The organism is Pseudomonas sp. Z1-12, assembly GCF_051132015.1.
GTDB classification, from domain to species: Bacteria; Pseudomonadota; Gammaproteobacteria; order Pseudomonadales; family Pseudomonadaceae; genus Aquipseudomonas; species Aquipseudomonas zanjanensis.
The window spans coordinates 3,130,907-3,144,309 of the sequence record NZ_CP071647.1 but is presented as its reverse complement, the minus strand read 5'-3'; the positions used below and the strand labels follow the sequence as shown (position 1 = coordinate 3,144,309).

Below are 13,403 nucleotides of genomic sequence, written 5' to 3'. Positions count from 1 at the left end.
CCCAAGCTTTGCGGTTGCTGAGCAACCGAGCGGGAGCAAGCTCCCTCGCCACACTGATGCCCGACTTCAAAAGGTGTGCTTCAACCGCCAGGATCACTTACTTGGATATAAACCGAATACGCCCCCAGCAACACCCAGAACGTGGCGAAGATCCACGGTGTACGCAGTGAGAACAGCAATGACTTGCGGTACCCCTTGTGGGTCGATTCCCGTTCGCTGAACAAGGGCGATTCGTCATAGGCCAGGCCCATCAGGGGTTCGGCGCGCAATAGCTCGCTCTGCTTGAAATGCCAGTGATCGATGATCTCGTAGGCCGCCTTGATGCCCGGCCAGGCGTTGAGCGAGCTCAGGAACCCCAGCAAGGCCAGGAATGGCGGCACGATCAACGTGAACAACTTGCCCCACTCCGGGTTCAGGTTGGCCATGCACGAGGCGAAGGCGATCACCAGAAAGGACTGGGCGGCCAGGTAGGCATCGGTTCGGTTGGCCAGGATGCTGGTTTCGTATTGGATCTCCCGGCGGTAGAAATCCAGCCGCTCCTTGGGCGAGCCGAACAGTTTGGCGTTGTGTTCCGTCAGTTCTTCTTCCGGGGTGGACCCGGTGAGTATTCTGGGCATTGCGCAGGCTGGGCCTCGGTGATGATTCGGACTTATTAGAAGAACCCGGCACGCGGCAAGTTCAAGCCAATGGACCACAGGTGCGGCGAAATCCGAGGAAACGCTGCGCAACGGCAAAGGTCTCTAATGCGTAAGGGCAAGAGGACGGTTTGCGTGGATTATCTTGGATGGGTGCAATGGCCAGCGATGCTCGTGACGGTGCTGGCCGCCTGGCTGATCGGCTCACGCCAACCCCGACGTCGGGTGGCGGGCTTCAGTTGTTTTATCGCGAGCAATATTTTGTGGGTGATCTGGGGTTTGCATACGGATGCGTATGCGCTGATCGTGTTGCAGTTTTGCCTGTGTGCGATGAATTTGCGTGGGTTCAAAAAGAACACCGAATAGGCGAAGGCGGCTGCTCTTGTGGAGAGGGAGCTTGCCCCGCTCGGGCGCGTAGCGCTCGCCTGCTTTTGGGGCCGCTTCGCAGCCCAGCGGGAGCAAGCTCCCTCGCCACAGGAGACAACCATTGCCTTCCTGGCTATTTCATCGTCTGCCCAATGATCTGCATCAGATCGATCTGCTTGAACGGTTTGATCAACCGAGGCAGTTGCGCGGCGAAACCTTCCAGGCGTTCGGCATAACCGGTGGCCAGGATGATGGGCAGGGTCGGTTGACGGTCGCGCAACACTTTCGCCAACTGCGCGCCGTCCATCTGCGGCATGGCCATGTCGGTAATCACCAGGTCGATGTCCAGGTTGCGCTCATACAGTTCCAGCGCCTGGGCCCCCGACGGCGCGCAAAGGACTCGGTGCCCCAGGTCCTCGATCAACAGGCGCGTGCTGGTCAGCACCAGACTGTCGTCATCGACCACCAGCACTTTCAACTCGTGAACCGGCGGCGCCGCTTCCTCGATCGCCGCTTTGCCAGGGGCCGAATCGCCGGCCACTGGCAACCACAGTTCGGCGGTGGTACCGACACCTTTCTGGCTCTTGAGCGTCAGGCGGCCACCCAACTGTTCCGCCAAGCCATGCACCATCGACAAGCCGAGGCCGGTGCCCTTGCCGACGCCCTTGGTGGTGAAGAACGGATCCACGGCCGAAGCCAGCGTGGCTTCGTCCATGCCCTCGCCCTCATCGGTTATCGTCAGGCAAATGTAGCGCCCGGGGGCCATCGGCTTGTCCGGCGCGGCATCAGCCCCTTGCCGCTCATCGGCGGCGATGATGATCTGGCCGCCATGGGGCATGGCGTCCCGGGCATTGGTCGCAAGGTTGAGAATCGCCAGTTCCAATTGGTTGACATCCGCCAGCACCGGCGACAGCGCCTCGTCGAAACGGGTCTGGATGTGGATCGACGGGCCCAGGGAGCTTTGCAGCAATCCGCTGATGCCCTGCACCAGGGCGGACAGTTCGACCGATTCGTAGGTCAGTTTCTGCCGACGGGCAAACGCCAGCATGCGTTGGGTCAGCGAAACCCCGCGCAGCGCGCCCTGGGTCGCGTTTTCCAGCAATTGGGTGAGTTTCGGCTCGCTGGGCATGCGCTTGCGCACGATTTCCAGATTGCCAAGGATCACCGTCAACAGGTTATTGAAATCATGGGCAATCCCCCCGGTGAGCTGGCCGATGGCTTGCAATTTCTGGGATTGAAACAACGCCTCGCGGGCCTGTTCAAGGGCCTGCTGGGCTTGGGTGGCATCGGTGATGTCGCGGGTGATCTTGGCAAAACCCAACAGCGTGCCGGTGTCGCTGCGAATCGCATCGATGACCACGTGGGCCATGAAGCGCGTCCCATCCTTGCGCATCCGCCAGCCTTTTTTCTCGAATCGTCCTTCGCTGGCAGCGATGCTCAACGCCCGCTGCGGCTCGCCGGCATCGCGATCCTCGGGGGTGTAGAACATCGAGAAATGCCGGCCGATGGCTTCCACCGGCATATAACCCTTGATCCGCTGTGCCCCCTGGTTCCAGTTGGTGACCTGGCCTTCCGGGTCTAGCATGTAGATGGCGTAATCGGTGACGCTTTGCACCAGCAGGCGAAACTGCTGCTCGCTTTGCTTGAGGGTTTCCTCGGCCATCTTGCGGTCGGTCAGGTCGCGGGTGATCTTGGCGAAGCCGAGCAAGGTGCCGCTCTGGCTGTCGATGATCGGATCGATCACTACATGGGACCAGAACAGCGTGCCGTCCTTGCGCACTCGCCAGCCCTCGCCTTCGAAACGCCCCTCGCGCACGGCCGTGTCCAGTGCCCGTTGTGGCAGGCCGGCGGCGCGGTCCTGGTCGGTGTAGAACCGGGAGAAATGCTGGCCAAGGATCTCGGCTTCCTCATAGCCCTTGAAACGCCTGGCACCGGAGTTCCAGCTGGTGATGATGCCCGAAGGGTCGGTCATGTAGATGGCATAGTCGACCACCGCGTCGATGAGCAAGCGAAAGCGCTGTTCCTCGTTGATGAGCGGGGTCTTTGGGTCGTTCTCGAGCATCTGGCCGGGGCATCCGTGTGGATTTTTTGCGGATTATGGAACAAGTCTGGCGTCAGGAAAAATGATTGAGTGATCAGCAGCTCTCCAGACAGCTCACAAACCCGAGTCCTACTCAGTTCCCTGTGGGAGCGAGCTCGCTCGCGATAGCGGTTTATCCGCCAGCCTTCATGTCACTGACAGACCGCTATCGCGAGCAAGCTCGCTCCCACAGGGTGCACACTGTGTTTCCGGGGTGACCGACCACCAACGCGGCAACAGTTGCTGCACCCTGGCCTCGCCAAACCGATCGTCGATCAGCATCACTACCCCGCGATCCTGCTGGGTACGGATGACCCGGCCGGCCGCCTGTACGACTTTTTGCAATCCCGGATATAGGTAGGTGTAATCGTAGCCGTCGCCAAAAATCGCCGCCATGCGCTGTTTCATCTGCTCATTGACCGGGTTGAACTGCGCCAGCCCCAAGGTGGCAATGAAGGCGCCGATCAGGCGTGAGCCCGGCAAGTCGATGCCCTCCCCGAACGCCCCGCCCAGCACCGCGAAACCAATGCCCTGGCTGTGCTCCATGAAGCGTTCGAGAAACGCCTGCCGAGGGGCTTCGCCCATGCCCCGCGATTGCGTCCAGAGGTCAATCCGTGGGTATCGCTCGGCAAACAGCCCGGCCACTTGCTGCAAGTAATCGAAGCTGCTGAAAAAAGCCAGGTAATTGCCCGGGCGCTCGCTGAACTGGCGGGCCATCAACGTGACGATCGGCTCCAGGGACGCCTGGCGATGGGCAAAACGGGTGGAAATACGGCTGACAACCTGTACGTCCAACTGCTCGGCCTTGAACGGCGACTCCACGTCGATCCACACCGTGTCGCCCGGCGTCCCCAGCAAATCCGCGTAGTAATGCCGAGGGCTCAGGGTCGCCGAGAACAGCACGGTGCTGCGGGCCGCCGTCAACCTGGGCCGCAGGAATGCGGCCGGCACCACATTGCGCAGGCACAGCGTCGACAGGCTGCGCTGGCGGCCGAGCTCACGCTTGTGGATGTCGAACAGGAAGTGTTCGTCGAAGGTTTCTGCCACCCGGCCGAACTGCAAGGCGTCGAAGTAAAACGCCTGCAGTGCGCTGTCCAGGCCCTGGGGGTGATCGTTGAGGTAATCGCCAATCGCCGTGGTACAGGTGGCCAAGGCCTGGAGCAGTTTTTCCGGAAGTTTTTCATAGGCCTGGTAGGCCGCCACCTGGGGCGCATGCAAAGCGTTCCACTGGCGATTGACCCGTTCCAGGGATTTCTTCAGCGCTTCGGGGGCGGTCTTGCGCACACCGTTCAACGTGGCCTGGTCGAGGGTCGCGCTGTACATCTGCCGTCCGCGCTCCACCAGGTTGTGTGCCTCGTCCACCAGGGTCGCGACGGTCCAGTTATTGGCCTGGGCCAGGCCAAAGAGCAAGGCACTGAAGTCGAAGTAATAGTTGTAGTCGGCGACCACCACGTCGGTCCAACGGGCCATTTCCTGGCTGAGGTAATACGGGCACACCTCGTGGGCCAGGGCAATTTCGCGCAACGCCGCCTGATCGAGCATGGCGACTCGACTCGCCGCTGCCCGGGCGCCCGGCAGGCGGTCATAAAACCCGCGGGCCAGCGGACAGGATTCGCCATGGCAGGCTTTGTCCGGGTGCTCGCAGGCCTTGTCCCGGGCGATCATTTCCAGCACCCGCAACGGCATCGACGGCGCGCTGTCGGTGATCACGCGCGCCGCGTCCAGGGCCAGCTTGCGTCCCGGGGTTTTCGCCGTGAGGAAGTAGACCTTGTCCAATTGCTGCGGCGCCAGGGCCTTGAGCATCGGGAACAAGGTGCCAACGGTCTTGCCGATGCCGGTGGGCGCCTGGGCCATCAGGCAGCGGCCGGTGCTGACCGCCTTGAATACCGATTCGGCCAAGTGCCGTTGCCCCGGCCTGAAACCCGCATGGGGAAATACCAGCGCCTGGGCGCCGAGGTTACGGGCCTGTCGATGGGCCATTTCCTGCTCGGCCCAGGCCAGGAACGAGGCGCATTGCTCCTCGAAAAAGGCTTGCAGCTGTAGTGCCTCGAAGCGTTGCGCGAAGCGGCTTTCCTTTTCGCTGATGATGTCGAAATACACCAGGGCCACATCGATGTGCGGCAACTGCAGCTTCTGGCACATCAGCCAGCCATAGATTTTCGCTTGGGCCCAGTGCAACTGGCGGTGGTTGGCCGGCTGTTTGCTCAGGTCGCCCCGGTAGGTCTTCACTTCTTCAAGGCACTGGCGGGCCGGGTCATAGCCGTCGGCCCGGCCTTTGACTTTCAGTGTCTGGTAATGACCTTCGAGGGCCACTTCAGCCTGATACCCCTCGCTGCGCCGCGAAGCGACGGTGCGGTGGCCGGCAATGCCTTCCAGGGCCGTGGGCGACGGCGTGAAGCGCAGGTCCAGGTCGCCCACCTTGGCGGTGAACTCACACAGCGCCCGCACGGCGATGCTGTAGCTCGGTGCAGGGTTCATGCGGCCCCATCGCGAGCAAGCTCGCTCCCACAGGGGATCGGTGGTGCATCCCCCTGCTCATTTCCACAAGGTTCACCCCCTGTGGGAGCGAGCTTGCTCGCGATGGCGGACTCCGCCCATTGCACATAACAAACGGCAACGGGCATCTGGTGCTCATGACAGAACTCCAGCCAGCGCAGTTGGTTGTCTTGCAGGCGATCGCCGGGGCCTTTGACTTCGATCATGCGGTAGGTCTTGAGCTGCGGCCAGAACTGAATCAGGTCCGGCATACCGGCGCGGTTGGCCTTGATGTCCAGCAGCAGGCGCTGGAACCAGTGCTTGAGATGTTCGGCCGGCAGGCAATCGAGGGCCTGTTCCAGCAAGGGTTCGGACAACGCGCCCCAGAACACGAACGGCGATTGCACGCCCCACTTTTCGGCGTAACGGCGGCCGATGGTCTGTCGATAGCGACCGTCGTCCAACTCCGCCAGGCAGACCGCGAACAACTCGGCGCGACGGGCATGAAAGTCCTCGTTGAGCAGATCGACCGGCCCGCGCTGGAACGGATGGAAAAACGCGCCCGGCAACGGCGCGAAGATCGCCGGCCAGCACAACAGGCCGAACAGCGAATTGATCAGGCTGTTCTCGACGTAATGCACCGGCGCGGTTTCGTCGTGCAGATGGGCCTGGACGTGGTATTCCACCGACAAGGCCGGATCGACGCGAGGCAGATGCAGGTCCAGGCGCTCCACTTCCCGGGCGATTGTCCGTGGCACTGGCGGGCCGCCCAGCTTGCGCCGCAGGCGAGGCACGATCCGCAGCAACGCCTGGATTTCAGCAGCGCTTTGCGGTGCCTGCGCCGCCGCCTCACCCAGTTCAAGGGCCAAGGCATATTCGCCCATGCGCTCCAGCACTCGGACCCTCCGCAGCCGCGCGCCTGGGTAGGTGCAATCGCGATAGATGCACAAGGCCAGGGCGAAATCGCCGATGCGCTCGCCGTACTGGCCGATCTGGAACAACAACTTGCCCCGGCGCCGTTCCAGCCATGGATTATCCAGGGACAGGTCGTTGACCTGGGCGACGATCTCTTCCACGGGCTCGCCGGCTTCGAAGCGCAGTTGGCAGTCGTGCAGGAACAGGCAGGCATCGACGTCTTCGCGGCTGCGCAAGCCCCGTGACTCGGTGCTGAATTCGACGGTTTCGTAGGTGAAGATGCCCAGGTCCGCCAGGACGAATTCCGACCAGTCCTGGTAAAGGTTGCCAAAGAACATCAAGCGCAGCCTGTCGCACAGGTCCATGATCGTCAGGCTGTACAGCCGATCATCGAGCTGCGGACACCAGGCACGGAACGGCTGAGGTGGGCTGGAGTGATCCTCCAGGGCCTGGAGCCATTCGGTCTTTTTGCCCTTGGGGTATTCGATCAGGTGGCCCAGGCATTGGAGGATTTCCGCCTTGAGCAACACCTCGAACAGTTCGACGAGCCCGACCGGGGCCTGTTCCTCGACCCAACCCAGCGCCAGCAAAGGCTCGACGGCGACGCCAATGTCGCCGATTTCCGGGTAGTTGAGCTTGTTATGACGGAACCGCAGCCCTTTGCGCATCACCATCCGCACCAGCAAGCCTTGGGAGGCACGGGGTAACGCCGCGAAATCGTCGATGAAGCGCTGCTCTGCGCTGCTGAGCACATCGGCATAACGCTGGGTCAACCACGCCAGCACTTGCTGGAAGTTGTTCAGGTAGTAAAACGGATCGTCGAGAGAACGGGCTGCCACGGAAAGAAACGCCAAGGATGTCGAGATACTGGTTATGCATACAGATAGCAGCTGTAAACCAGCCAGGCAACCGCAAAAGATGAACGGTCTCCTATATTTAAGGTGAAATCCTTCAGCTAGCGATGAACTTTCCTACGGTAAGCGAGACCAATGGCGGTTGACTAAGATGATGGCGCGGTCGAATCAGCTGCTCCGTGTCCTTTGGATTTGAGAGGTTATGGTTATGAACATGAAGTTTGTGGGCCTGCCCCTGGTTGCCGTGGCATTTATGGCGCTGGCTGGCTGCGCGTCGCCCACGGTGGTGACTTTGCAGAACGGCACCCAATATTTGACCAAGGACACCCCCAACACCCGCACCGTCGATGGTTTCTATGAGTTCGAGGATATTTCCGGCAGACAAGTCCGAGTCCGCGCCGATGATGTGGCCACCATTCGCAAGGAAGACTGATTCCAGTGATTCGCCCGGTAGGCCGCCATCGCGAGCAAGCTCGCTCCCACAAAGGCTCGGTGGTGAACACAAATGCTGCATCCACCCATAATCCACTGTGGGAGCGGGCTTGCTCGCGATAGCGATATCAGGCGAACACGATCCCGTCGCCACCAACCTGACCGAGACCAACCCCCACCAGGGTCACGGAACTGTCACCAACCTTGAGCAGCGTGTCATTGCCCACCTGTAACAGGTACTCGCTGTCGTCATGACCTGTCCCGGCGCCCGGTACACCGAGGAACACCAGTTTATCCCCCGCCTCATACCCCGTGATCCGGTCCTGGCCGAACGAGCCGTTGAACAGGAAGGTGTCACCGCCAGCGCCCGCTTGCATCAGGTCATTGCCCGCACCGCCGACGAAGGTGTCGTGACCCGCGCTGCCTACCAGCACGTCGTTGCCGTCCAGGCCAAACAGCCAGTCCCCCTTCGCACCCGCCACCAGGGTGTCGTTGGCCGCGCTGCCCTTGACCGATGACGCATACGCCGTCAGGTTGGCGCCGGCCATCAAGCCGTTGGCGGTGACGCTGTGGTTCACCTCATCCTTGAGCAACCCCCAGAACAATCCGGACTCTTTACTGATCAGGGTGCCGATGTCGCGGGTGACGCTGATCCCGCCATGGGCATCGCGCAGGTACAGCGTCCCGGCGCCGTCATGGGCGAAACTGAAATCCTTCACCGACTGCTGCAACTGCAGACTGTTGCTGCCCTGCCCGCCCTCGATCACGTTGTAGCCGCCGCCATCGCGAAAGGTGTCGTTGCCGGCGCGCCCTTCCAGGTAGTCGCTGCCCTGGCCGCCCTGGATCAGGTCGTTGCTATCGCTGCCGATGATGAACGTGCTGCCGGTGTGGGTTTCAGCGTTGCGGTTGAGGTCCTGCACCCAGGTGTTGGCGCGCGCGGGGTCCGACAGGTTGGCGACAATGAGGGTGGAGTCTTTTTCGGTGAGGTCGTAGAACGCCGAGTCCATGATCCGGCCCAGGCCATCGCTGTAGCCGCTGGGCAGGTGGGAAATCCAGGTGGGGATGTTGAGGATGGAAAACGGCAACACGTTCCAGGCCGCCGAAGCGTAGTGGTCATTGAAACTGACGATGTTGTTGGTGGCGGATTCCTGTTGCCCATCGTGCACACCCACCGAGGCGAGGTTGAACGTCGAGCCGTCCAGGGCGCGGAACACCGGATCGTTCTCGTAGCCGATGTTCAAGACCTTGTCGGTACTGCTCTGGGTCGGCGAGGCGTAGGCGATGTAATTGGCATCGGCATAGAAGCCTGACCATTGGTGGGAGCTCAAGTCCGCCAGGCTGTTGACCGCCAGCCCACCCAGGCTGTGGCCGCTGACCAGCACGTCCGCGCCCGTGAGCCCATGGGCCTGGGCAAACTTCGCGACATCCTCCAGCAGGCTGCCAAAGGCTTCGCCGACGTAGTTTTTCGCATAATCCTTGGGGCCCAGCGCGGCCATCAGGTCGTTGATCACGTCGCCAATGGAATCGCCAATCAGGTTTTCCCGAGGGCCACTGGTGCCGCGAAACGACACGCCGATTTCCTGCAACTGCCCCGTTGCGTCGTACTTGCCAAGGATCTCGACCTGCGCGGTGGTGTAGCCAGCCTTTTCGCCAAAGAACGTCCCACGAGCATCCACCTTGCCGGCGTAGCCCAGTTGCTCGGCGCTGATGGGTGTCCAACCGGCTTTCTGCACCGCCTCCAGGGCGAGTTTTTCCGAATCGGGATTCCACGGCACGCCGGCAATCACCCCTTGGGAATCGGTACCCCCCAACAGCGCGGTGACCAGGGTCGCCGGCAGGCCGGCACCGAAGCCGTTGTGCTGGTACCCGGCGGCAAAGCCGTGGTCGAGGTTGTGGTAGGAATACAGCATGATCGCCATTGCGTCGCTGACCAACGCCTTGGATTCGGTGGTGCCGAGGTTCTTGTAGTCGTAGATACCCATGGTGGTTGCTCTCTTTTTGTTGTTGGAATGCTAAAACCATCTGATGGAGGATCATTGTGGCGAGGGAGCTTGCTCCCGCTGGGGTGCGCAGCAGCCCCAACACGGTTGTCGCGGTGTGCCAGGTTGATCCGGTCAGCCTGTTTGGGGGTGCTTCGCACCCCAGCGGGAGCAAGCTCCCTCGCCACAGAAGACCTGTTCAGACCTTCCCTCTGCAGAAGTGCCTGTTCAACGCCTTCTCTTGGTCAGAACTGCCAATCCAGGGTCAAGCCCACCCCATGGGTTTTATCCCGGGCGCCGAGCAGGCCGTTGTAGTCCAGGTTGACCCGCACATCCTTGGCGACGGCGAGCCCGGCACGGGCGCCGATCACGGCGGCGTTACGGTCCATGGACACGCTCTGCACCGCGAAAGTGTTGCTGCTGCCGGCGAAGGCCAGATCCTGTTCGGACGAGGTGCTGCTCAGGTTGTGCTGCCAGCCGAGGGAGCCGGACAGTTGCAGTTGCTGTTGATCCGACAGCGCCAGGGTGTGGCTGGCCCGCACGCCCAGGGTCGAAAGCACGGCATCGCGCCGGTCGTCACCCCCGTGCAGGGCCGCGTTGTCGCCTTTCTCATGGAAGCTGTCGCTGTCCAGGTGCACATAGGCCAGGTTGGCGAACGGTTCCAGGGCCACCGGTTGCACATCGAGGCGGTACGCCGCTTCAGTGAAGAGTTGGGTGGTCCGCGCATCACGCTTGGCTTTCTCCCGGCCACTGACGTCGCCCCATTGCAGGTCGCGCTTGACGTCGATGCGGTGCCAGCTGTGGGCGCCGCCGACGGTCAGGCGCAGCGCGTCGATCTCATGCCCGAGGTAGGCACCCAGGTGATAGCTGTCGGCCTTGGCCGAGGAATGGGTGCCGTCGCCCATGCCCAGCGAACTGTCGCTGTAGCCGGTGACGAAACCCAGTCGCGTCTGCTCACTGATCAGGCCATCGACACCGGCCAGCAAGCCGCCGATGGAGCTGGTCGTGCCGGCGCTATCATGCCGACCCTCGTTCTTGCCCCAAGCGCCCAGCACCTTGAACCAGGCATTGCTGCTGGCATCGGTCGGTGTACCGGCGTCGTAGAGGGCGTCCTGGCGCAGACGATCGCCCACGGCGTCACGCAAATGGCGGCTGTCGTTGATCAACTGCGTGCCGATGGCCGGGTGGATTTCGCCGGACAACTGCTGGAACGCCTGTTGTGCCACAGCGGCATTGGGCGCCAGCAGCAAGGCCTCGTACAGCCCGTTGCCCGCGCCCAGTTGCTCGGCGGCAGTGGCCACGGAGCGCTGGTTGGGCGTCAGGCCGAGGCTGGCAAATGACGCGTCGTTACGCTGGACCGCCAGTTGGATGCCGCTGGCGCCGTACGCCAGGTCGCCCCCCAGGAACGCGTAGTTGGGCAACACTTCCGCAAAACGCCCATCAATGCCACCGGCAGCCTGCAGGATATTGAACTGTCTACCCAGCAGACTTTTCACTTCGCCGGCCGTGAGCAGCGTCGGGCTGTTTTCCAGGGACAGCGACACCGTCGCCCCGTCAATGGACGCCTTGCCGCCAGCCACAATCAGGTCGCTGGAACTGGGCGAGACTTCCACCGCGTAGTTCGAACCGGGTTGGAACGTCACGTTGCCGGCCACCTGCAAGGTGCCGATGGAGTTGCCCGGCGCCACGCTGCCGCCGCGGTTGGCGGTCAGGCTGGCGATGCGGCCGTTGCCGCCGAGGACGCCGCCGTCGTTGACCGTCACGGCCGATGCCAGCGAACCATTGATCGCCAATCGTCCTTGATTGACCAGGGTCGGCCCGCTGTAGGTATTTTCACCGGTGAGCACCAGGGTGCCGATGCCTTCCTTGGTCAACCCGCCGTGGCCGGCGATGTCGTTGCGCCAAACGTCCAGGCCACATTGGATGCCGCTGCACACCCGCTCCGTGGGTTTTCCGGCATCAATGATCGCGCCGATGCCCGGCAGGTCCGCCACGAACTGACCTGAACCGTAGGCGCCGTCGATGCGAAATTCTTCGGGAATGTCCTGTTCGGTCACCAGCATCGATGGGCCGTCGATGGCCTTGCCCAGGTTGATCATGCCCCAGCCATACAACGAATCGACGCCCGGCGCGCCCATGTCGGTGGCGGTAGTGCGCAGCACGCTGGCGACCTGGGCACCGGTCATGTAGGGGAAACGCTCCATCAACACCGCCACGCTGCCGGCGACATGGGGCGCGGCCATGGAGGTGCCACTCTTGTTGGCGTAGCCCACGGTCAGGTCGTCGGCATTGGTACCGCCTATCACCGCGCTGTAGACCCGGGTGCCCGGTGCCGACACGCAGAAACTGGCGGTGTAACCGCAGCGCGACGAGAAGGTACTGATGGTGTACGGATCGGGGCTGGCGGTGTCCGGGTTGACTTGCAGCGCCGCCACGGTGAGCCAGTTCGGCGCGATGTCCGGGACGAAATACGCCAGGCCTGCGATAGCATCGGGGTTATTGAGGTTGTAGTCGTTGCCGGCGGCGAAGATCGTCACGATCCCGCTGCGAGCCGCGGCGATGGCCCCTTCGTAGGCACCGCCGGGCTTGGTGCCCAGCAACGGCTGGATCTGATCGAATTGCAGTTGCGCATCCTGCACAGTGAAGTGCGGGAACGCCGGATCGCGACCGCCCTGGTCGAAGCGGTCGGTGATACCGATGCCCCAGCTGTTGTTGATGATCCGTGCGCCGCTGGCGATCAACGCGTCCCAGCCCGCCTTGTACACCGCGCCATCGTTACCCCGAATGATGCCATCCTCGGGGCCCGGGTCGCCGTTGTCGGCGCTGATGATCTGCGCATCGAACGCCACGCCATGCATCGGGCCGCCATCGCGACTGCCGGCGGCGATCCCACCGACGTGGGTGCCATGGGAGCCCAGCTTGCCGTCGGAGCCGACGGTCGGCGAGCCGTCGTAGCGGAACGGATCGCCGGCTTTCACCGGGATGTAGGGGTCGGTGTATTCGCGGATGCCGCTGGTGACCAAGGTCACGACCTTGTCAGTACCGGAGAACTCGGGGTGCGCCGCATAGACCGGCTGGTCGAAGATCCCCAGCTTGACGCCCTTGCCGGTGTACCCGGCGGCGTAGGCCTGCTGCGCGTTGATCGCACCCAGCCCCCATTCGGCGTCAAACTCGCTGCTGCGCCAGCTGTCCGGGTCACCCGCCCTGCCGCCCTCGACATAAGGCGCCGCCTGGGCCGTGCCCAAGGTCGCCAGGGCGCAGAGCATGGCGCGGTTGAGGGTCTTGAGCAGAAACACGCGACCTGTCGGTCTGGGTTGTTTTTTGTTTTCGATTTTCATCACGAACCATCCTTAGTTGTTGCAAAAATCCTGTGGTGTTCCTGGCTTTGTGGCTTGCCATGGCTTTTGTGGCTTGCCCCAGCTTCTGTGGCTTGCCCAGCTTCTGTGGCGAGGGAGCTTGCTCCCGCTGGGCTGCGCAGCGGCCCCCAAAAATACCTGCGAGCGCTTCGCACTCGAGCGGGAGCAAGCTCCCTCGCCACAAAAGCAACGTGCCGGTCATGGAACGGGGCTCCGGGACACAAACGCCTCGTCCACCTTCGCCAAATCCTGCGCACCGAGGGTGCCGGCGCTTTGTGGCTTGCCCAGCTTCTGTGGCGAGGGAGCTTGCT

General features: G+C 62.5%; 8 protein-coding genes. 2 read left to right on the top strand and 6 right to left on the bottom strand.

The annotated features are described in order from the left end of the window. Positions 1 to 80: 80 nt before the first annotated feature. Positions 81 to 617, bottom strand: a complete 537-nt coding sequence (locus tag J3P85_RS13265) for a hypothetical protein (RefSeq protein WP_434706144.1) — start codon at positions 615 to 617, stop codon at positions 81 to 83. A 153-nt stretch (positions 618 to 770) separates the two neighbouring features. Between J3P85_RS13265 and J3P85_RS13260 the strand changes: the two genes are divergently transcribed. Then, on the top strand, positions 771 to 1,001 hold the full coding sequence (locus J3P85_RS13260) for a hypothetical protein (RefSeq protein WP_186706776.1): 231 nt from the start codon (positions 771 to 773) through the stop codon (positions 999 to 1,001). Positions 1,002 to 1,134: 133 nt separating this feature from the next. Here J3P85_RS13260 and J3P85_RS13255 read toward each other — a convergent pair whose 3' ends face one another. The 3 genes from J3P85_RS13255 to J3P85_RS13245 form a co-directional block, all read right to left on the bottom strand. After that, a complete protein-coding gene (locus J3P85_RS13255) occupies positions 1,135 to 3,063 on the bottom strand; it encodes a PAS domain S-box protein (RefSeq protein ID WP_434706143.1) in 1,929 nt (642 codons plus the stop codon). A 165-nt stretch (positions 3,064 to 3,228) separates the two neighbouring features. After that, the gene (locus J3P85_RS13250; RefSeq protein WP_434706142.1) at positions 3,229 to 5,559 is read right to left on the bottom strand and encodes an ATP-dependent DNA helicase; all 2,331 of its coding nucleotides are present in this window, start codon (positions 5,557 to 5,559) and stop codon (positions 3,229 to 3,231) included. Next, entirely contained in the window at positions 5,556 to 7,310 is a 1,755-nt protein-coding gene (locus J3P85_RS13245; protein WP_434706141.1) for a VRR-NUC domain-containing protein, read from the bottom strand. The genes J3P85_RS13250 and J3P85_RS13245 overlap by 4 nt, the downstream gene beginning before the upstream one ends. A gap of 223 nt (positions 7,311 to 7,533) precedes the next feature. On the opposite strand from J3P85_RS13245, the gene J3P85_RS13240 reads away from it, so the two are divergent. Next, positions 7,534 to 7,758 carry a YgdI/YgdR family lipoprotein gene (locus tag J3P85_RS13240; protein ID WP_186706770.1) on the top strand — a complete coding sequence of 75 codons (225 nt, stop codon included), beginning with the start codon at positions 7,534 to 7,536 and terminating at the stop codon, positions 7,756 to 7,758. Positions 7,759 to 7,885: 127 nt separating this feature from the next. On the opposite strand, the gene J3P85_RS13235 is transcribed toward J3P85_RS13240, so the two are convergent. Next, complete coding sequence (locus J3P85_RS13235; RefSeq protein ID WP_434706140.1) at positions 7,886 to 9,739, bottom strand: polyurethane esterase; 1,854 nt, start codon at positions 9,737 to 9,739, stop codon at positions 7,886 to 7,888. A 242-nt stretch (positions 9,740 to 9,981) separates the two neighbouring features. After that, on the bottom strand, positions 9,982 to 13,002 hold the full coding sequence (locus tag J3P85_RS13230; protein ID WP_434706365.1) for an autotransporter domain-containing protein: 3,021 nt from the start codon (positions 13,000 to 13,002) through the stop codon (positions 9,982 to 9,984). Between the last annotated feature and the right edge of the window lie 401 nt (positions 13,003 to 13,403).

Coding starts and splice junctions, on each gene's coding strand:
- J3P85_RS13265 (WP_434706144.1), bottom strand. CDS start 617: ATGCCCAGAATACTCACCGGGTCCACCCCGGAAGAAGAACTGACGGAA.
- J3P85_RS13255 (WP_434706143.1), bottom strand. CDS start 3,063: ATGCTCGAGAACGACCCAAAGACCCCGCTCATCAACGAGGAACAGCGC.
- J3P85_RS13250 (WP_434706142.1), bottom strand. CDS start 5,559: ATGAACCCTGCACCGAGCTACAGCATCGCCGTGCGGGCGCTGTGTGAG.
- J3P85_RS13240 (WP_186706770.1), top strand. CDS start 7,534: ATGAACATGAAGTTTGTGGGCCTGCCCCTGGTTGCCGTGGCATTTATG.
- J3P85_RS13235 (WP_434706140.1), bottom strand. CDS start 9,739: ATGGGTATCTACGACTACAAGAACCTCGGCACCACCGAATCCAAGGCG.
- J3P85_RS13230 (WP_434706365.1), bottom strand. CDS start 13,002: ATGCTCTGCGCCCTGGCGACCTTGGGCACGGCCCAGGCGGCGCCTTAT.